This is a genomic window from Halomonas jincaotanensis (genome assembly GCF_018448785.1).
Lineage (GTDB): Bacteria > Pseudomonadota > Gammaproteobacteria > Pseudomonadales > Halomonadaceae > Halomonas > Halomonas jincaotanensis.
Genome location: NZ_JAHCLU010000013.1, coordinates 97,048 through 116,348, shown reverse-complemented (window position 1 = coordinate 116,348; position 19,301 = coordinate 97,048). Strand labels below are relative to the sequence as shown.

The 19,301-nt window shown below is 61.2% G+C and carries 19 protein-coding genes; 15 read left to right on the top strand and 4 right to left on the bottom strand.

The window, feature by feature from the left end; translation table 11 throughout:
• Window positions 1-16: 16 nt before the first annotated feature.
• The 5 genes from KG088_RS12915 (at window position 17) to KG088_RS12895 (ending at window position 5,936) form a co-directional block, all read left to right on the top strand.
• Window positions 17-679 carry a class I SAM-dependent methyltransferase gene (locus KG088_RS12915; RefSeq protein ID WP_213825943.1) on the top strand — a complete coding sequence of 221 codons (663 nt, stop codon included), beginning with the start codon at window positions 17-19 and terminating at the stop codon, window positions 677-679.
• Between the two features lie 117 nt (window positions 680-796).
• Window positions 797-2,185, top strand: coding sequence for an MFS transporter (locus tag KG088_RS12910; RefSeq protein ID WP_213825942.1), 1,389 nt, complete (start codon window positions 797-799; stop codon window positions 2,183-2,185).
• Between the two features lie 80 nt (window positions 2,186-2,265).
• Window positions 2,266-4,074 carry an acyl-CoA dehydrogenase gene (locus tag KG088_RS12905; protein WP_213825941.1) on the top strand — a complete coding sequence of 603 codons (1,809 nt, stop codon included), beginning with the start codon at window positions 2,266-2,268 and terminating at the stop codon, window positions 4,072-4,074.
• A 66-nt stretch (window positions 4,075-4,140) separates the two neighbouring features.
• Window positions 4,141-4,989 carry a 3-hydroxybutyryl-CoA dehydrogenase gene (locus tag KG088_RS12900; RefSeq protein WP_213825940.1) on the top strand — a complete coding sequence of 283 codons (849 nt, stop codon included), beginning with the start codon at window positions 4,141-4,143 and terminating at the stop codon, window positions 4,987-4,989.
• Between the two features lie 173 nt (window positions 4,990-5,162).
• Window positions 5,163-5,936: an enoyl-CoA hydratase-related protein gene (locus KG088_RS12895; protein WP_213825939.1), complete on the top strand. Its 774-nt coding sequence runs from the start codon at window positions 5,163-5,165 to the stop codon at window positions 5,934-5,936.
• Between the two features lie 55 nt (window positions 5,937-5,991).
• Here KG088_RS12895 and KG088_RS12890 read toward each other — a convergent pair whose 3' ends face one another.
• Complete coding sequence (locus KG088_RS12890; protein ID WP_213825938.1) at window positions 5,992-6,741, bottom strand: Mut7-C RNAse domain-containing protein; 750 nt, start codon at window positions 6,739-6,741, stop codon at window positions 5,992-5,994.
• A gap of 35 nt (window positions 6,742-6,776) precedes the next feature.
• Window positions 6,777-7,658, bottom strand: a complete 882-nt coding sequence (locus tag KG088_RS12885) for a DMT family transporter (RefSeq protein ID WP_213825937.1) — start codon at window positions 7,656-7,658, stop codon at window positions 6,777-6,779.
• A 142-nt stretch (window positions 7,659-7,800) separates the two neighbouring features.
• Here KG088_RS12885 and KG088_RS12880 point away from each other — a divergent pair, with 142 nt between their 5' ends.
• From KG088_RS12880 to KG088_RS12860, 5 genes are all read left to right on the top strand, one after another.
• Window positions 7,801-8,880, top strand: a complete 1,080-nt coding sequence (locus tag KG088_RS12880) for an NAD(P)-dependent alcohol dehydrogenase (protein WP_213825936.1) — start codon at window positions 7,801-7,803, stop codon at window positions 8,878-8,880.
• A 635-nt stretch (window positions 8,881-9,515) separates the two neighbouring features.
• The gene (locus KG088_RS12875) at window positions 9,516-9,827 is read left to right on the top strand and encodes a hypothetical protein (RefSeq protein WP_213825935.1); all 312 of its coding nucleotides are present in this window, start codon (window positions 9,516-9,518) and stop codon (window positions 9,825-9,827) included.
• A gap of 34 nt (window positions 9,828-9,861) precedes the next feature.
• Window positions 9,862-10,713: an MOSC domain-containing protein gene (locus KG088_RS12870; RefSeq protein WP_213825934.1), complete on the top strand. Its 852-nt coding sequence runs from the start codon at window positions 9,862-9,864 to the stop codon at window positions 10,711-10,713.
• Complete coding sequence (locus KG088_RS12865) at window positions 10,713-11,675, top strand: arsenic resistance protein (RefSeq protein WP_213825933.1); 963 nt, start codon at window positions 10,713-10,715, stop codon at window positions 11,673-11,675. The genes KG088_RS12870 and KG088_RS12865 overlap by 1 nt, the downstream gene beginning before the upstream one ends.
• 188 nt (window positions 11,676-11,863) lie before the next feature.
• On the top strand, window positions 11,864-12,859 hold the full coding sequence (locus KG088_RS12860; protein WP_250148247.1) for a L,D-transpeptidase family protein: 996 nt from the start codon (window positions 11,864-11,866) through the stop codon (window positions 12,857-12,859).
• 26 nt (window positions 12,860-12,885) lie between these two features.
• Here the strand turns inward: KG088_RS12860 and KG088_RS12855 are convergent, their stop codons facing one another.
• Both KG088_RS12855 and KG088_RS12850 read right to left on the bottom strand, forming a co-directional pair.
• Window positions 12,886-13,554, bottom strand: coding sequence for a 2OG-Fe(II) oxygenase (locus KG088_RS12855; RefSeq protein WP_213825931.1), 669 nt, complete (start codon window positions 13,552-13,554; stop codon window positions 12,886-12,888).
• The gene (locus tag KG088_RS12850; RefSeq protein WP_213825930.1) at window positions 13,551-14,186 is read right to left on the bottom strand and encodes a CoA pyrophosphatase; all 636 of its coding nucleotides are present in this window, start codon (window positions 14,184-14,186) and stop codon (window positions 13,551-13,553) included. The genes KG088_RS12855 and KG088_RS12850 overlap by 4 nt, the downstream gene beginning before the upstream one ends.
• 95 nt (window positions 14,187-14,281) lie before the next feature.
• Here KG088_RS12850 and KG088_RS12845 point away from each other — a divergent pair, with 95 nt between their 5' ends.
• The 5 genes from KG088_RS12845 to KG088_RS12825 all read left to right on the top strand — a co-directional run bounded on the left by KG088_RS12845 (window position 14,282) and on the right by KG088_RS12825 (window position 19,290).
• Window positions 14,282-14,839: an NUDIX hydrolase gene (locus tag KG088_RS12845; protein WP_213825929.1), complete on the top strand. Its 558-nt coding sequence runs from the start codon at window positions 14,282-14,284 to the stop codon at window positions 14,837-14,839.
• 83 nt (window positions 14,840-14,922) lie between these two features.
• Entirely contained in the window at window positions 14,923-15,873 is a 951-nt protein-coding gene (locus KG088_RS12840) for a sugar-binding transcriptional regulator (RefSeq protein WP_213825928.1), read from the top strand.
• Window positions 15,874-16,102: 229 nt separating this feature from the next.
• Window positions 16,103-17,422, top strand: a complete 1,320-nt coding sequence (locus tag KG088_RS12835; protein ID WP_213825927.1) for an ABC transporter substrate-binding protein — start codon at window positions 16,103-16,105, stop codon at window positions 17,420-17,422.
• Window positions 17,423-17,496: 74 nt separating this feature from the next.
• Complete coding sequence (locus tag KG088_RS12830; protein ID WP_213825926.1) at window positions 17,497-18,387, top strand: carbohydrate ABC transporter permease; 891 nt, start codon at window positions 17,497-17,499, stop codon at window positions 18,385-18,387.
• Window positions 18,388-18,405: 18 nt separating this feature from the next.
• Window positions 18,406-19,290 carry a carbohydrate ABC transporter permease gene (locus KG088_RS12825; protein WP_250148246.1) on the top strand — a complete coding sequence of 295 codons (885 nt, stop codon included), beginning with the start codon at window positions 18,406-18,408 and terminating at the stop codon, window positions 19,288-19,290.
• Window positions 19,291-19,301 lie beyond the last annotated feature (11 nt).

The window sequence follows — 19,301 nt, the reverse complement described above, 5'->3', positions numbered from 1 at the left end:
GGTTGGAAAGGATACGATGATGATGGTCTGCCCGCTATGCACATCTCGCCAGACCCTTTTTTATCATCACGATACTCGTCGTGATTATCAGCAGTGCCAGCGTTGCGAGATGGTATTCGTGCCAAAAGCACAACGCCTGTCCCGCGAGGCTGAGAAAGCGGTCTACGATCGTCACGACAATGCGCCCGGCGACGCCGGGTATCGCCGCTTTCTTTCTCGACTGTTCGACCCGCTACAACCGCATCTCGCTCCCGGGGCGCGCGGTCTGGACTTCGGTGCAGGCCCCGGGCCGACCCTCTCGGTGATGTTCGAGGAGGCGGGTCATCCGATGGCGATCTACGACCCCTTCTATGCGCCAGCGACGTTTCCGCTGGAACATTGTTACAACTTCATCACCGCCAGCGAGGTGGTAGAGCATCTATTCGAGCCCGGCCGGGAGTTCGAGCGCTTGGCTGGCATGCTCCTCCCCGGTGGCTGGCTGGCAGTGATGACCAAGCGGGTGACGTCGAAAGAGGCTTTCGCTCGCTGGCACTATATTCGCGATCCGACGCATGTCAGCTTTTTCAGTGAGGCCACCTTCGTCTGGCTAGCAAAACATTTGCAGTTGTCGCTGACGCTGCCCACCGATGATGTGGCGCTGTTGCACAAGCCCGTGCTCCGCGGCGAAGAAACAGATTGACTCGGTGTTTGCCAAGCGTATGATTCTGGCCCCGATTCCAGCCCCGGGCCGGCGAGTCAAGCGAAAACGCGCATGGTCTGCCACCCTTCGTTTTATCTTTCTGTTTCGAGGAATCTCATGTCGCGGCAACTGCTCGCCATGGCCCTGGCTCCCTTGCTGGGGCTCTTCATTCTCGGCATCGGCAATGGCTTTCTGGCCACCGTCATCACCCTGCGCCTGGACGCTGCCGGCGAGTCAGCGGTGGTTATCGGGTGGGTATCATCGGCCTATTTCATCGGCCTGGCGCTGGGCGCGATGCTCAACGATCGGCTGCTGCTGCGCATCGGCCATATACGTGCCTATGGCAGTTTCGCTTCGCTGGTAGCGGTCACCGTGCTGTTGCAGGGGCTGGTGTCGGAGCCCTGGGCGTGGTTCGTACTACGCCTGATCGGCGGCTGGGCCACGGTAGGGGTCTATCTTGTCATCGAAAGCTGGCTACTCACTGCCGGCGAGGCCAAGTCCCGAGGCCGGTTGCTGGCACTCTACATGATTTCACTCTATGCCGCCGGCGTGCTCGGTCAGCTGTTGCTAGGCATTACCGAGGCCATGGGCGGCGCTGCCTCGTTCATGGTGATTGGGATGCTGGCCTCGCTCTCGGTGCTGCCGATGGCGATGATCCCTCGCGTGTCGCCACTGATCGAGAAAGCCGAGCCACTTTCACCACTGCGCCTGATCGTCCTTACCCCAACCGGGGTGGTGGGGAGTTTTGGTTCGGGGCTTCTTGTCGCCGCGATCTACTCCCTGCTGCCCCTTTATTTGCAGCGCATCGACCTGACCGTCAGCCAGATCGGTCAGATGATGGCGGTAGTAATACTCGGTGCCATGTTGCTGCAATACCCGGTGGGCCGCTGGTCCGATCGCCATGACCGCCAGCTGGTGCTCATCGTCATCAGCGCCTTTTGCGTGGTGATTGCCATCGCCCTGCTGACATTGCCGCCTAATCGCTGGTTGCTCGCCGGGCTACTGTTTCTGCTCGGTGGCGGGGTATTTTCGCTCTACCCGGTGGCCGTTGGCCACTCGGCAGACCGCGCCCCGGCAGGAGCGCTGGTGCGGATGAGCCAGGGCCTGCTGCTGATCAACGCTATCGGGTCTACGGTGAGCCCACTGCTGATCTCGCCGGTGATGGCGATCGTCGGCGATACCGGGTTGCTCTGGGCCTTCGGTGTGCTGGGTTTCGCGCTCGTGGTTTTCTTCATCTGGCGCCGAAGCGTGCGCCCAGCGCCGGTTCCGGTGGCGCCTTTCGCGTCGTCCACGCCGATGTCTTCGGCGGGTGCCGAACTCGTCGTGACCGAAGCGCTGATGCAGGGGGCGAGCGAACACGAGCACATGGAGGATCTTTCCGGGGCCGTGCCGGAAGTCGCCGTCGCCGAACCGCTGGTGGGCCCGCCCCGCGCCGAGGAGTCGCATGTCAGCTATTTTCCTGACGTGCCAGATGTAGGAGATGAAGCCGCTCGAGCGTCGACTTAGGCGTAATGGTGGCCAGACTGTCGTGGCCCTACCATTGTCGTGATCCTTCTTTGCCGTGACCATTCTTGTCGAGGTAAGCCATGACCTCTTTTGCCGCCCCCGTCCGTGAGTATCGCTTCGTGCTGGAGGAGTTGCTCGAGAACGGCTCGCTTGCGTTGCCGGGTTTCGAGGCGCTCGGCCCGGAATTGGTGGCAGCGGTGCTGGAGGAGGCCGCCAAGCTGGCGGGAGATGTCTGGGCGCCGCTCAACGCCAGTGGCGACCGCCAGGGCTGCACCCGTCTTGGTGACGGCAGCGTGGCCGTTCCTGATGGTTTTACCGACGCCTACCGGGCTTACGCCGAGGGCGGCTGGAACGGCATTGGTGTCTCTGGGGCGCTGGGCGGCCAAGGGCTGCCCGAGGTAGTGGCCAGCGCGGTGCAGGAGATGCTGCACGGTGCCAACATGGCGCTGGGCCTGTGCCCCATGCTGACGGCCAGTGCCATCGAGGCCCTGGCCCACCACGGCAGCGACGAACAGAAGGCTATCTACCTGCCCAAGCTGGTGGAAGGCTCTTGGACGGGCACCATGAACCTCACCGAGCCCCAAGCCGGTTCCGACTTGTCGAAGGTTCGCACCCGTGCCGTCCCCGATGCCGAAGCGGGCCGTTATCGTCTGTTTGGTCAGAAGATCTACATCACCTGGGGCGAGCACGACGTTGCCGAGAATATCATTCATCTGGTGTTGGCACGCACCCCGGATGCCCCGGCAGGCAACCGAGGCATCTCACTCTTTCTGGTGCCGAAGTACTTGGTAACGGAGCACCTGGTCAACGGCGACGTTTCGCTCGGCGAGCGCAATGACGTCACCTGCGCTTCCATCGAACATAAGCTGGGCATTCACGGCTCGCCCACCTGCACCTTGAACTTCGGCGAGCATGAAGGCGCCATCGGCTACCTCGTGGGCGAGGAGGGCCGAGGGCTCAATCACATGTTCACCATGATGAACGAGGCGCGTCACAAGGTCGGGGTCCAGGGCATCGGCGTGGCCGAGCGGGCCTGCCAGCATGCCTTCGCCTACGCGCTGGATCGGGTGCAGGGCCGCAGCCCGCGCTCTGGCCGCAACGATTGCAGCATTAGCGACCACCTGGACGTGCGACGCATGCTGCTCTCCATGCGCGCTCGCACCGACGCCCTGCGTGCCCTGGCGCTCTACTGCGCCGCCCAACTCGATGTGGCACGACATGGGGTCAGCGAGGACGACCGCAAGACGGCACAGGCGAGGGTCGATGTGCTGATCCCGGTGGTCAAGGCCTTCTCCACCGACCAGGCCGTGGAGATCGCCTCGCTGGGCATTCAAGTCCACGGTGGGATGGGCTACATCGGGGAGACCGGTGCCGCCCAGTTGCTGCGTGACTCACGAATCGCCCCTATCTACGAGGGTACCAACGGTATCCAGGCGCTGGATCTGGCCGGTCGCAAGCTGCAGCGTGACGGTGGGACAGCCCTGGCAGCACTGATCGATGAGGCCGAGGGTACCGCCCGGGCCCTCTTGGCAACCACCGAGCTGGCGTCCCTCGGCGAGGGGCTCGCCGCTGGTGCCGCCGATCTCACCGCCGCCCTGGCTACGCTGCTGGAGCAGGGTAGCGACCCAGAGCGTGGCGCCGATGTCGTCCAGGCCTATGCCACCCCCTTCCTGAGCCTCGTCGGTCACGTGCTCTGCGCCTGGCAGATGGGCCGAGCGGCATTGGTGGCCACCGCCGCCCTCAAGGAAGGACGCGGCGACGAGGCGTTCTATCGCACCAAACTGGCGAGTGCCGACTATGCCATTCGCCACTGGCTCCCCGTGGGACGTGCCCAGCGCGCGGTGATCGAGGCGGGTATGATGACCCTGGCCAATTTTGACGTAGGGTAGTCGCCCCAGGCATTTATCTGACAGGCATTTAGCTGCCAGGCATTCATCTGAAAGGAGAGACCCATTATGAGCCAACAACCGATCGGCGTGGTCGGCGCCGGAACCATGGGGCAGGGCATCGCCCAGGTGCTGGCCACGAGCGGCTTCGACGTGAAGCTCTTTGATGTGGCCGACGAGCAATTGACGCGTGCCCGTGCTGCCATCGACAAAGGGTTGAGCAAGCTGGTCGCCAAGGAAAAGCTCACCGACGACGACAAGCAGGCGGCACTGGCCCGACTCGCCACCAGCGCGTCGCTGGATGACCTCAAAGGCTGTGAGGTCATCATCGAGGCCGCTCCGGAAGAGCCCGAACTCAAGGAGCAGCTGTTTCGGGATCTGTCGGCCCTGAACTCGGAGACGATTCTGGCTTCCAATACCTCATCGCTTTCACTGACTCGCCTGGCCGCCGTTAGTGAGCATCCCGAACGAGTGGTGGGCATGCACTTCTTCAATCCGGTGCCGGTGCTCAAGCTGGTCGAAGTGATTCGCGCCGAGCAGACCAGTGATGCCACGGTGACGCGTGTCGAGGCGCTGGCGAAGGATCTCGGCAAGACCGCCGTCCCGGTGGGTGACTCTCCGGGTTTCGCCGTCAATCGCTTGCTGGTGCCGATGATCAACGAGGCCGCTTTCCTGGTTCAGGAAGGAACGGCCACGCCTGAGGCGGTCGATGAAGCCATGAAGCTCGGCGCTGCCCATCCGATGGGACCGCTGGCGTTGGCGGACCTGATCGGCCTGGATGTCTGCCTGGCAATCATGGAGGTGCTGCAGGAGGGCTTCGGCGACCCGAAATATCGCCCGTGCCCGCTGCTCAAGCGCATGGTATCTGCCGGGTACCTGGGAAGAAAAAGCGGCCGCGGCTTTCATCACTATGCCTAGTGATGCCTGGCTCGTTGCGCTACGCCTGAGTCGGCCCGTTGCAAGGTGTTAAGCCGTTCGCGACAAATTAAGCCATTCGCGACAAAGAGGGGATTGCCGGCCGGGGCGGCGTTATCTAGGGTTAAGCGGTAGTTCGCCCCCTCTTCCTCCCACACGCAATGCAAGGAGTCTCCATGAGCGAAAAGCTGATAGACGTGGTCGACAACGCTGGCGTCGTCCGACTCACCATTACCCGCCCGAAGGCGCTTAACGCCCTCAATAGTGCAGTCCTCGCCGAGCTGGGCACGGTACTCGACGAATTGGAGCGCCGCGATGATTTGCGCGCGGTATTGATGACCGGGGACGGTGAGAAGGCCTTCGTTGCCGGTGCCGATATCGCCGAGATGCGCGACAAGACACCGGAACAGGCTCGCGCCTTCGCCGGCCAGGCGTTGCGCACTATCAAGCGGCTGGAAACCCTGCCCGTGCCGGTGGTGGCGCTGGTCAATGGCTTCTGCCTTGGCGGCGGCTGTGAACTCGCGCTGGCCTGCGACTGGGCCGTGGCCAGTGACAATGCCATCTTCGGTCAGCCGGAGGTCGGTCTCGGGGTGATTCCCGGTTTTGGCGGCACTCAGCGTCTGCCGCGCCGTGTTGGACCCGCCATGGCCATCGACCTGGTGACCACCGGTCGCAAGATCGACGCAGCCGAAGCCTTGCGAATCGGGCTGGTCAATCGCGTGATGCCCCAGGCCGAGTTGGAAGCCTACGCCGAGGAACTCACCAAGCAGCTCTCCGGCAATGGCCCCGAGGCGGTGCGAGGCGCCAAGCAGGCGGTGCACGATGGCCTGGATCAGGATCTGGATAGTGCCCTGGCTCTGGAGACCAGCCTGTTCGCACTGTGTTTTGCCGGCGAAGAGCAGACCGAGGGCATGGCCGCCTTCGTCGAGAAGCGCAAGCCGAACTTCTGATACGAAGGACTGGTAGGGCAGATCGCTTGGACCTTGAACAGCAGTGACGGCGACGTCACTGTCCGTCTCGCCAGCCTTGGCGCAGCCTTTCCACCAATGCCTCCATGCGTGAAACATGGCTCCCGTGCCAATAGACCTGACCACAGGCCTCGCACTGCAGGAAATGCTCCACATATTGCTCCGTCAAGGGCTCGAGCCGGTCGTTCACATCCTCCTTGGCCACTGTGACGAGGCGACCATTACAACGCGTGCAGCGGGTGAAGGGGGCGAAAGTCGGAACCAGATCGAACTCCCTGCACAATTCCTCGACCTGTCGCCAGGGATCCTCATGGCGCACGAAGTGGGCGAGCCGGATACGCTTGCGCTTGAGCAGTTGGCGGTCGCGGGTCAGTACCACGCGCATCTCCGCCTCGGCCTGGGCGGCGAGTTCGGCGTCGCCAATGTCGTTGAGGTAATGGCAGTCGAAGCCGAGCAGGCGCAGATAGCGGGCGAGTCGGCCCAGTTGGGCATCCAGCAAGAAACATGGTCTGGCCGGCGGGCGGGGACGCAGGTGCCGTGCCACCGGCGGGGCCACTGTCCAGGGATAGACCTCCACCCGCTCACCGCCGGCGAGGATGTGCTCGAAGCCCGACGAGGCGCCGTCGACCAGGATGACGTCCACCTCGGTGTGGGGTACCCCCAATGACTCGATGACGTCCTTGATGGCGGCGCGGCGCGATACGTCGTGGACGATGTTTCCGCCGTGCTGTGCCGGTGGCAGGAAGTCATTCAAGCGGTCATGGAAACGGACGTTGGCATCGGCCATGGCGTGTCCCGCGTAAGGGCATTTCCTCGGTCAGTCTAGGCTACCTCGCCACGGCGTAACCGGATCATCCGCGTGGCGATGGCGGTGCCGGCCAGCGTGATGATCATACCGACCAGTATCTGCAGGCTGAGCACTTCGTCCAGCAGAAGGTATCCCCACAGCAGCGCGCTCACCGGTACCAGGAAGGTCACCGTTGAAGTGGCGGTGGCTCCGGCGCTGGCAATCAGGCCAAAGTAGAGCAGAAAGGCCACTGTGGTGCTGAGTATCGCTAGCGCCAGGCCATTGAGCCATGCTAGGCCACTGATGGGGTCGGCAGGCCACAGCAGTAGACCCGGTACCAGCAGTATCATCGCCGACATGGCGGTGCTGCCCGCGGCCAGCACTCGCACCGGCAGGTGTGCCAGGTAGGTCTTGGAGTAGTTGGTGGCCACGCCGTAACAGAAGGTGGCACCCAGCACAGCGAGAATAAACCAGCCGTCGCCGCCGAGGTCGAAGTTCAGACGGTTAGCCGAGAGCACATAGACCCCGATGAATGCCATCGCCAGGCCGAGATACTGCTGACGATGCACCGGTGTGGCGAAGAACAGCGCGCCCAGCAGGGCGGTGAAGATCGGCGTGGTGGCATTGATCAACGAAGTGAACCCGGCCTCCAGGCGTGTGGTGGCGAGCGCCAGTAGCGAGAAGGGCAACACGTGATTAATCAGCCCCAGCATCAACAGCTTGCCCTTGTTCTCCCACACCAGCTGAAGGTAGCGCAGGCTCAGCAGCAAGGGCACCAGCAGCAAGGCACCTACGCCCATTCTCACCAACACCAGCGGTACCGGGCCAAACTCAGGAACGGCGACGCGCATGAAGATGAACGACATGCCCCACAGGGATGACAGCAGGATCAAGCGAAGGGTGTCGGCCGGTGACATGCAGCGTCCTTGTCGTTAAGTCGAAGGCGGAAGCTTACCACCTCGGCTTCTTGCGGGGTTCTTGACCTGGCGCAAGTGCTTCCCGAGATGGCTGTGATGTGATGGCGTAAAGCCAGCCTTGCACACCCTTGAGGAGATGAGCATGCCTGCCATGATGAAAGCCGCAATCTTCATTGAACCCGGCCGTATCGAGATCGACGACAAGCCGATTCCCGATATCGGTCCCGATGACGCTCTGCTTCGTGTCACCACGACCACCATCTGCGGAACTGATGTGCACATCCTCAAGGGCGAGTATCCCGTCGCCCAGGGCCTGACGATTGGGCACGAACCGGTGGGAGTGATTGAGAAACTTGGGGCTAACGTGCAGGGCTACCAGGAAGGTCAGCGAGTCATTGCCGGGGCGATCTGTCCAAGCTTTACCTCCTATGCCTGTCAGGATGGCTGCTCCGCTCAGGATGGGGGGCACCATGGTCACGGCTATAAGCCGATGGGCGGCTGGCGCTTTGGCAACACCATTGACGGGGCTCAGGCCGAATACCTGCTGGTACCCGATGCCCAGGCCAATCTGTCGCCGGTGCCCGATGGCCTGACGGATGAGCAAGTATTGATGTGCCCCGACATCATGTCGACCGGGTTCGCCGGTGCCGAGGCAGCGAAAATCAGGATCGGCGACACTGTGGCGGTGTTCGCACAGGGACCCATCGGCCTGTGTGCTACTGCCGGTGCGCGGCTGCGAGGGGCTGGCATGATCATCGTCGTCGATGGGGTCGATGAGCGCCTGGCCATGGCGAAGACACTCGGTGCCGACGTTACCCTGGATTTTCGCAAGGTCGACGTAGTGGCGGAAATTCTCAAGCTCACCGGGGGGCGTGGCGTCGATGCGTCAATCGAGGCGCTGGGCCTTCAGTCGACCTTCGAGTCGGCGCTGCGAGTACTCAAGCCCGGTGGAACCCTGTCGAGCCTGGGTGTCTATTCCGAGAACCTTACCATCCCGCTTGACGCCTTTTCTGCCGGCCTGGGTGATCATAAGATCATCACGTCGCTATGTCCCGGCGGCAAGGAACGCATGCGCCGACTGATGCAGGTCATCGCCTCGGGCCGGCTCGACCTTGGGCCGCTGGTGACTCACCGCTATGCGCTGGATGATATAACCGAAGCCTACGAGCTCTTTTCTCATCAGCGCGATGGCGTGCTCAAGGTCGCTATCCAGACCGCATGACAGATAAGCCAAGGGAAGGTGCCGCTTAACGGGGGTGAGGCGTAAAGCGTCTTGCCGCTTGCTGCGGGTGGTATCCTTGAAGATCGCCTAACTCGCGATCTATCCTTTAAGCCTTGAATTCAGGAACTCGTCTGTAGACATTGCTGGGGCTGGCGCAGCTAACGCTGTCGTTCGAGCCTTGTTGTCGATAGACTTGCTGACTCGATCAGGAAAAAGAAAAGAGTTATTGCCGGATCGATATGTGAAGTTCGGTGTCACAGTGGCTAGCCCAACAGTTGTCACGCTTGGCTGCGCACTCTGGGATAGCTATTTGTCGGAGTCGACCAGCAGTCATGGTGGTGGTCTTTTGACTCGACGGCGCGAGAGAGCAACACAAGGTTTTTGTTCCGCTTAGGCAAGTCAGCCATTGCACGGCAATTCAGCGACTAAGCTTAATTAGCGTTATTGTCCGTTACTCGAGGGTGTTCAATGCCGCCTCGACCCTTTAAACACGATGTCTCGTCAGCTATGGCGTTTGACATTAAGTAAAATCCGATATCATACCGGGCCGCATTAGCCGATAAGTATTTAACAACCTGAAAGCGACGATAAAGCTTTGTTACACTTTGTCTCGTCACTTCATTCACGGAGAGGAAATGGAAACGCAACTGAGCGATTTTGAACAGAATATGCGTCGTGAGCTCGACGCCTTCATGAAACCCACCAAGACGTCTGAAAATCCGGCGCCAGAGATAAAGCCAACCGCTAAACCCGATTCTTCTGCTGCTTATAAGACGGGCCACATCGTGAAACTGGCAGTAAGGACCAAGCAACTCGAGATGGATACGGTGTTCGAGTACGTGTCGTCCAGTATTTCCAAGCTCGAGGCACGGATGGAAGCGGAAAGAGCAGCCAAGAAGGCGGGGTATCCCATTATCGGATATGTGATCGACACGCAGCGCCTGTAAGCTAGAGAGCTTTCGACACCTTGGGGACGCTCTCTTGAATATCACGCAACTCACTATCTACCCGGTAAAATCGTTGCGGGGCGTCACGCTCGACCAGGCCAAGTTGCACACCCGAGGACTTGCCTTCGACCGCCACTGGATGGTCGTAGATGCCGACGGCGGTTTCGTGACACAGCGCCAGGTCGCCGAAATGGCCCGTGTCACCGTCAACCTTTACGACGATTCGCTGGTGCTGGAGCATCCCTCGGCCAAACCCTTGACGGTGAGCCTGGCGGGTGGTGACCAGCCCATGCTCGAAGTGACCGTCTGGAAGGATCGCTGCCAGGCCCTGGATGAGGGCCAACTGGCCGCCCACTGGCTTTCCCGTGTGCTTGGGGGCGCGTATCGATTGGTGCGCTTCCCGTCGACGGAACGTCGAGATGTCGAGACGGACTTCCTGCGTGGTGAATCCGCCCATACCGCATTTGCTGATGGTTACCCCTTTCTTGTGGTGTCCGAGTCGTCGTTGGCTGAGTTGAACCGGGTGCTTGCGAGTAAGGGGCTGGACGCCGTGCCGATGAGCCGCTTCCGACCTAGCATCGTGGTCGATGGCGAGGCCCCTTTCGCCGAAGACACTTGGGCGACGTTGGCCTCCTTGGATGAAACGACACGCCTGGGGCTTCGCAAGCCCTGCAAGCGTTGCAAGATCACGACCATCGATCAGCAGACCGGCCAGATCGTTGTGCCGGGTGAGCCGCTGCGTACCCTGGTGGAGATGAACACCCGCCGCGACCTTCAAGGCGGTTTTTTCGGCCAGAATGCAACGCTATTGGCCGGCGAGGGCAGTGTGCTGCGCGTCGGTGATGCCGTGATGGCCGGAAAAAAAGATCATCACGACCTTGCTTGATGCGTGAACGGCTCGAGCAATATCAGGGCGTAAGCTATCTCGCCGTGATTATCGCCGGGCTAATGGTTGGGGCACACACACCCGGCCTTGCCGATAGGCTCGAGCCTTGGCTCTGGCCGCTGCTGGGTGCCTTGCTCTATGTGACCTTTACCCAGATTCCCCTGACCAGGCTGCGCGCCCGACAAGTGAGTCCGCGCTTTCTTGCAGCCGCGGTGCTGGGCAATTTCGTGGTCATCCCGCTGATCGTCTGGGGACTGGTGCAGGCCCTGCCGGAGAATCCCGGGCTGCGCTTTGGCGTCATGCTGGTGCTGCTGTTGCCCTGCACCGACTGGTTCATTTCGTTCACGCATCTCGGCCGGGGTGATGCGGCCCTGGCGGTCGCTTTCACACCTCTCAGCCTGTTGTTGCAGATGGCGTTGCTGCCGGCCTATCTCGTTGTGTTTCTGGGTCATGCCGAGTTGGCTGGCCTGTTCCAGCGCGAATTGCTGCTGGCATTCGGCGGTCTGATCCTGCTGCCTCTCACCGCCGCGTTGATCACCGGCTCATGGGTTCGTCGAGCGCCACATCGGAAAGTCCTGATCGCTCGGTTGGGCGACCTGCCAATTCCATTGCTGGCGCTGGTGCTGTTCGTGGTCGCAGCGGGACAGGTGAATGAAGTGGCCGGTTCCCTGGGACTGCTCATCTGGCTGCTGCCCGTGTTCGTAGCCTTCCTGGCGGCGGCGGCGTTGCTATCGCGGTTGATTGCGTGGGTGTTTCGGCTGCCCACCGTTCAAGGTCGGGTGTTGGCTTTCAGCTTTGGTTCGCGCAACTCCTTCGTGGTGCTGCCGCTGGCATTGGCGTTACCCGCAGGCTTTGAGGTGGCGGTCATGGCGGTGGTCTTTCAGTCGTTGGTCGAACTTTTCGGCATGCTTATTTTCCTGTGGCTGATACCGAACCGGCTGTTTCCCGACAAGGTCTTATGACGACCTGCCCGGCCATTGGCCAGGCGCCCACGTCGTTGGAGAGATTGCCGGGGCGCCGAGTGCTTGCAGGCCCCGGGAGGTCATGAAACACTGCTCGCCTTTTCATGACCTCTCTTCCTCCGCAACGATACCCAACCCTCATGCCCGTTTCCTTTCGATCCAAACTGCAGTGCTTGACGATTATCGCGATGAGCTTTTCGACCTTGCCGGCATGGGCCGAAGAGGCGAAGGAGTTGCCCAAGGGGCACTATCCCTTGCCCGAAGGCGATGTGATCGGTGAGGTCTATACCGTCGAGACACAAGGCAAGGAGACACTGCTGGATGTCGCGCGCCGGCATAATGTGGGCTATGAAGAAATCCGGCGTGCCAATCCCGATGTCAGCCTCTGGGTGCCCGGCGAAGGCACCGAGGTCGTGATTCCCGCCCAGCGCATCCTGCCGCCGGTAGCGCGCGAAGGCATTGTCATCAATATTGCCGAGTTGCGTCTCTACTATTATCCCGATGTGGCAGCCAACGAAACCCCACGGGTAGAAACCTACCCGATCGGTATCGGTCGCGAAGGCTACAACACGCCGCTCGGGGTGACCGAGACCACCATGCGCTTGAAGGATCCTGCCTGGTATCCCCCCGAGTCGATCCGCCGGGAGGCCGCCGAACGTGGCGACCCGCCTCCCGAGGTCGTGCCGCCCGGCCCGGAAAACCCTCTGGGTGAGCACGCCATCCTGCTCGATATTCCCGGCTACCTGATTCATGGCACCAACCAGCCCGACGGTATCGGCATGCGTGCCAGCCGCGGGTGCATTCGCATGTTTCCCGAGGACATCGCCTCGGTATTCGACCGTGTGTCCGAAGGGACGCGCGTCAATATCATCAACCAGCCGATCAAGGCCGGCTGGCAGGATGGCACGCCCTACGTCCAGGCCTACACTTCGCTGGAGGAGCAGGAGGAGGGGATGGCGGTATTGATGGAGGCATTGACGCTGCTGGGCCAGTCCGGCGCCGAAGCGTCCGTCTCGCTCAATTATGGGCAGCTGCGCGAGGTGATCGAGTCACCGCAAGGGTGGGTCGTGGCAATTCAGCCGGCGCCAGAGCCCGAACCGGAGCCCGAGGTCGTCGAAGAAGACCGGGGACTCTATGACATGATCGGCCTCAAGAACGGTTTCCTGGAGGGTGTCGACGTCTGAGCCACGGGCGGCAGCGAGATGTCGCCTCAGTGAGCCGGGTCGATCAGGCCGCCGAGCGAGGCGTTGCGGCGAAACCAGCCGGCAATACTCGCCCGTGGCAGGCGGGTCGGCAGCACCTCGTGAGGAATGGTCTCGGAGAGAAAGCAGGCAAAGGTGCCCGCCGTAGGGCGAACGCGGACCATTTCGCGCTGAGGGTCGTCGGCCGCGAAGATCACCATCTCGCCGCCGGCATCGCTCGGCCAGTCGGGGTTGAGATAGCTGACGGTGGAAATCACCCGGTTGGCGCGACCGTGAAAACTGTCCAGGTGCCGCTGGTAGAAGGCCTGGGGCGGATAGCGGGCAAAGTGAGCCTCGTATTCGAACAAGCCCAGAAACAGCGCCAAGTTGAGTTCTTTCTGCAACGCTGCCATGGCGTCGAGATAGCGCCGCTGGGCCTGGCTTTTACGGTCCAGCCAGCGGATGGCATCGCCACGGATGTCGCGTCGCAGCGTGTGTGCCTGACCACGGCCAATACCGGCGGCGTCCAGCTCATCCCGCGCGGCCATGGCGGTAAGTTCCTGATGAAGCTCGGCGCACAGTGGCATATCGATGAAGTCTTCGCCGACAAACCAGCCCTGTTCCACCAATGCGTCGACCAGTTCGCTCAAGCGCGCCTGTGGCAGAAGGCATGGCGGCAGTGTAGAGCTCTGGGTCATGAGGTGGGGATACGACGTGCGGGATGGTAGAGGAGCTTGCCGGCGGGACGCTCATAGAGGCTGATGGGCATGGCGAAACCCTCGGCCAGCAGTTCCACCAGCATCATCGCCGAGAGCCCCCAGATGATGTGCTCCTCCCCGTCGGTATCCGGGAACCGGTAACTGGGCACATAGTAGTCTCGGCCATCGACGTGTATCACGTCGGTGTGGGTGCGCTGGTCCTCGAGGAAGTGTGCCAGCGGCACCTCGAAGATGGTGTCGAGCTCGTCGAAGTCAGGGGTCAGTGGCAGGTCGGGGGGAATCAGACCCACATAAGGTGTGACACGCAGACCGTGCAGCGAAATCACGTCGGACAGTTGTCCCAGCAGCTCCACCTCGTCGGGTGCCAGATTTATCTCTTCTCGCGATTCGCGCAACGCAGTGGCCAGCAGATCGGCATCCTCGGGCTCGCGCTTGCCGCCGGGGAACGCGACCTGACCTTGATGTGTGTTGAGATGATTGGCGCGGCGGGTAAACAGCAGGGTCGGCTCGGGGCGGTCGACCACGGGTAACAGCACCGCGGCTTCGCGAAGGCGAAGCGTATTGCGGCGGGGCCGGTGTGCTTGCAGGCGTTCACGAAGTTTCTCTAACATGGGGTATCCGTCGGGTTTGATCTCTTCTACCCGGCCGTCGTCCCCGGCGTCAAGCGTCTGGCGATGGTCAACCGCGATCCATGCCAGGGAGCCCCATGAATTTCTGCAGCCACTGTGGCCATACCGTTCGCTTCGAGATTCCGTCGGGTGATGACCGCCCACGTTATCTCTGCAATGAGTGCGGCACCATCCATTACCAGAATCCGCGTATCGTTGCCGGGACCCTGCCGGTCAGGGGTAGCCAGGTGTTGCTGTGCCGCCGCGCCATTCCACCACGCCATGGTTTCTGGACCTTGCCGGCGGGCTACATGGAAAATGCCGAAACCACCCTGGAGGCGGCGGCCCGTGAAACCCGCGAGGAGGCGTGCGCCGAAGTGGATATTCATGGGCTCTACACCATGATCAGCCTGCCGCATATCAATCAGGTCTATATGATCTTTCGCGCCGAGCTTTCCGGTGACTACGCCGCTGGCCCCGAAAGCCTGGAAGTGGCGCTTTTCGAGGAGCACGAGATTCCCTGGGATGAGCTCGCCTTTCCCACCATCGAGCGGACCTTGCGACATTTCTATGCCGATCGCGGCCAGGCACAATTCCCGCTGCACATCAGCGATATTACCGCCAAGGATCGCGAGCGCTATTTCGGGTCTGCATAGACCCGGGGTGGTAAAAGCGGTCGAGACGCTAGAGATGGGCGCTCATGTGTCTTGGCTTGGGATACAACGAGGATCGACGAGTCGTGGACAAGTTCGAACGCAAGCTGGACCAGGCAGCACGGGCCGCCTGGATGTCCTACGTGGGTGGCATCACCCAGGATGAAATCGCCCAGCAACTGGGTGTCTCTCGCCCCGGGGTCCAGCGTCTGCTGGCGTTGGCTCGCCAGGAAGGCCTGGTCAAGGTACGTGTCGACCATCCGGTATCGTCCTGCATGGCCCTGGCGTCTGCCATTCGTGAATGTTACGGACTCGACTATTGCGATGTGGTGCCTGCCGATACCGACGCACCGGATGCGACAGCTTATTATATCGCCGTGGCGGGCGCCGAGCGTGTCTCGCGGCTAGTGATGCGCAGCGAACCTCTGACGCTGTCGTTGGGAACCGGGCGGGCGGTGAGGGCTACTGTCGAGGCCATGAGCCGCCACGATCGTCCCCAGCATCGTTTCGTTTCTCTGGTCGGCAACGTCGCCCGAGATGGCTCTTCAAACCGTTACGATGGGGTGATGGTGCTGGCCGACAAGACCGGTGGCGAGCGCTTCCTGTTGCCGACACCCGTGGTCGCCGATACCATCGACGAAAAGAACGCGATGCACCGCCAGCGGCTCTTCCAGGCCATCATGGAAGTCGTGAAACAGGCGGAAACGGCCTTCATCGGTGTGGGCCGCATCGACCGCCAGGCGACCCTCTACCAGGACCACTTCATCGACGAGAGCGATCTTGACGAGCTGTTGAGGCTCGAGGCGGTCGGCGAATTGCTGGGCTGGCCAATGAACCGTGATGGCGAGATCATCGATTGTTCCATCACCCGTCGCGTCACTAGCTTGCCATTGGAGATGCTGCAGCATCAGCCGATCGTCGCCATCGCCGGCGGCCTGGAAAAGGGCCCTGCCTTGCTGGCGGCATTACGGGGAGGTTGGCTCAAGGGCCTGGTCACCGACGAGACGGCAGCGCGTTATATCACCGAATCGGCGTGATAGGGGCAACGGTTTGGTGCGGTGCATTATGTGTTGGCGCTTATTTTTTTGGCCAAAGTCTAATGCGATAGGCTTTGCTTTTTTTAGCATCGTGAACGATCATTTGATCGTTAGTTGATCATTGTGATCAAAAAGACATGATTCATCGTTAAGCCAACCCGCTCGTTAGCTTCGAAACGCCATCTCGATGTTTGACAACAATGCCAAGAAATCTCTTGAGGAGTCCAACATGAAACTCTCACGTCATTTGCCTCTGACGACCCTAGCCGCCGCCATGGCCGTTGCTGGCCAGACTCAGGCACAGACAGAGATCACCGTCGCCACGGTCAACAACAATGACATGGTGATCATGCAGAGCCTCACCGATGCCTTCGAACAGGCACATCCGGATATCACCCTGGACTGGGTGGTACTGGAGGAAAATGTCCTGCGTCAGCGCATGACCACTGATATTGCCACCCAAGGTGGCCAGTTCGACGTTATGACTATCGGTACCTACGAGGTGCCCATGTGGGGGGAGCGGGGTTGGCTGGTTCCCTTCGAGGACCTTCCCGATGACTACCAGGTAGACGATCTTCTCAAGCCGGTACGCGATGGCCTCTCTCATGATGGTAGCCTCTACGCCCTGCCGTTCTACGGTGAGAGCTCGATGATGTTTTACCGCACGGATCTCTTCGAGGAGGCCGGTATCGAGATGCCCGAGCAGCCGAGTTGGGAAGAAGTGCGTGACTGGGCCGAGACGCTCCACGATCCGGATAACGAGGTGGCCGGCATCTGCCTGCGCGGCAAGCCGGGGTGGGGCGAGAACATGGCCTTCGTGTCGACCCTGGTGAATACCTTCGGCGGGCGCTGGTTTGATATGGACTGGAACCCCGAGATCGATTCCCCCGAGTGGCAGGAGGCGATTGGTTTCTACGTCGACCTACTAGGCAACTATGGTCCGCCCGGGGCGAGCTCCAATGGCTTCAACGAAAATCAAGCGCTGTTCTCACGCGGTAACTGCGCCATGTGGGTAGATGCCACCTCAGCGGCGGGTCGCATCTATAACCCTGATGAGTCCCAGGTCGCCGACAAGCTGGGCTTCGCCCCGGCGCCGGTGGCCGAGACGCCCAAGGGATCTCACTGGTTGTGGTCCTGGGCGCTGGCCATTCCCGCTTCATCCGAGAAACAGGATGAGGCAAGGACCTTCATCCTGTGGGCGACGTCTCAGGAATATATCGAACTGGTCGGCGAGACCGAGGGCTGGACCAGCGTACCGCCGGGGACCCGCGAGTCCACCTATGCCAACGAGAACTACCAGGAGGCTGCACCCTTCGCCGACTTCGTGCTCGACGCTATGAAGGGCGCCGATCCCACCGACTCGACGCTGGAGCCGAGCCCCTATACGGGCGTGCAGTTTGTGGGTATTCCGGAGTTCCAGTCTATCGGTACCCAAGTGGGCCAGAGCATCGCATCGGCGTTGACCGGTGACGCCTCGGTGGAGGAAGCCCTGCAGACCGCTCAGCGTGCGACGGAACGTGCCATGCAACGCGCCGGCTACATCGACTGAGGCTAAACCGACACCTGGCCGGGGCTTCCCCGGCCAGGTGGTTACCCTCCTAGGCTATATTCGGGACTTTCCCCATGAATAAAACACGCGCTTCCGGCCGTACCGTCGGGGGTCTGAGGACCCTGTCGCTGCAAGCCCCGGCCGTCACCCTGTTATTGCTATGGATGTTGATTCCCCTCGGGTTAACGATCTGGTTCTCCTTCCAGCGATACAATCTCCTGATGCCGGGCATGACAGGCTTTGCCGGTCTGGAAAACTACCAATATCTCTTCTCCGATCCCGCTCTCTGGTCGGCCATGGGCACGACGCTACTGCTGGTCGGCTGGGTGCTGGCGATTACCGTGGTGGGCGGGACCCTGCTCGCGGTGCTCTTCCAGCAGGACTTTGCCGGTCGCGGTATCGCCCGGGTACTGGCCATCTCTCCCTTTTTCGTCATGCCTACCGTCAGTGCCCTGGTATGGAAGAACATGATGATGCATCCCTCCAACGGGGTTTTTTCCTGGGTTGCCGAGACCTTCGGCTTCCAGGCCGTCGACTGGTTCTCTTCGCTGCCGCTGACCTCGATCATCATCATCGTCGCCTGGCAGTGGCTGCCCTTTGCCCTGTTGATCCTGCTCACCGCCATGCAGTCCCTGGACGAGGATCAGGTGGAAGCCGCTCGCATGGACGGTGCCGGGCCGGTGGCGATCTTCTTCTTCATCACCCTTCCGCACCTCAAGCGCGCGATCAGTGTGGTGATCATGATCGAGATGATCTTCCTCCTGACCATCTTCGCCGAGATCTTCGTTACCACCTCGGGTGGACCGGGCCTGGCCACCACCAATCTGGCGTACCTGATCTATATTCGGGCGCTGCTCGACTTCGACGTCGGCACCGCTTCGGCGGGTGGGGTCATCGCCATCATTCTTGCCAACATTGTCGCCATCTTCCTGGTTCGTATGGTGGCCAAGAACCTGGAAGACTAGCGTCTCGGGAGCACTGACATGACGATTGCAAGTACCAAACAAGACCGGGCGGCCCCCCCGCAATCCTTGCCGAAAGGATCTCCACTGGGTTCCATTGACACCCGCAGACTAGGCTTCACCCTGCTGGGCTGGACGGTGGCCTGCCTGATCTTCTTTCCGATCTTCTGGATGGTCATCACCGGCTTCAAGACCGAGGCAGCCGCCATTGCGGATCCCAGCCTGATCTTCTCGCCGACCCTGGAGAGCTACCAGGAGGTTCAAGCCCGCTCGGGCTACGCCCGTTTCGCACTGAACAGCGTTGCCGTGGCCTTCGGTTCGACCCTGCTGGCATTATTGATCGCGATACCCTGCGCCTATTCCATGGCCTTTCTGCCTACCAAGCGTACCAAGGGCACTCTGCTGTGGATGCTTTCCACCAAGATGCTGCCACCGGTCGGTGTGCTGATGCCGATCTACCTGATCTTTCGCGACGTCGGGCTGCTCGATACCCGTACCGGCCTGATCATCGTCTATACGCTGATGAACCTGCCGATCGTGGTGTGGATGCTCTACACCTTCTTCAAGGACATGCCCAGGGACATCCTCGAGGCGGGGCGCATGGACGGGGCTACCACCTTCCAGGAAGTGTTGTTCCTGCTGCTGCCCTTGACCCTTCCGGGTATCGCCTCCACCGGTCTGCTGTCGGTGATTCTGAGCTGGAACGAGGCCTTCTGGAGTCTCAATCTCACCTCATCCAAGGCGGCACCCTTGACGGCCTATATCGCCTCCTTCTCGAGTCCCGAGGGACTGTTCTGGGCCAAGCTCTCCGCGGCCTCGACCATGGCCATTGCGCCAATCCTCATCTTCGGCTGGATGACACAAAAGCAAATGGTACGTGGCCTGACCTTCGGTGCCGTCAAGTAAAGGAATTTCTC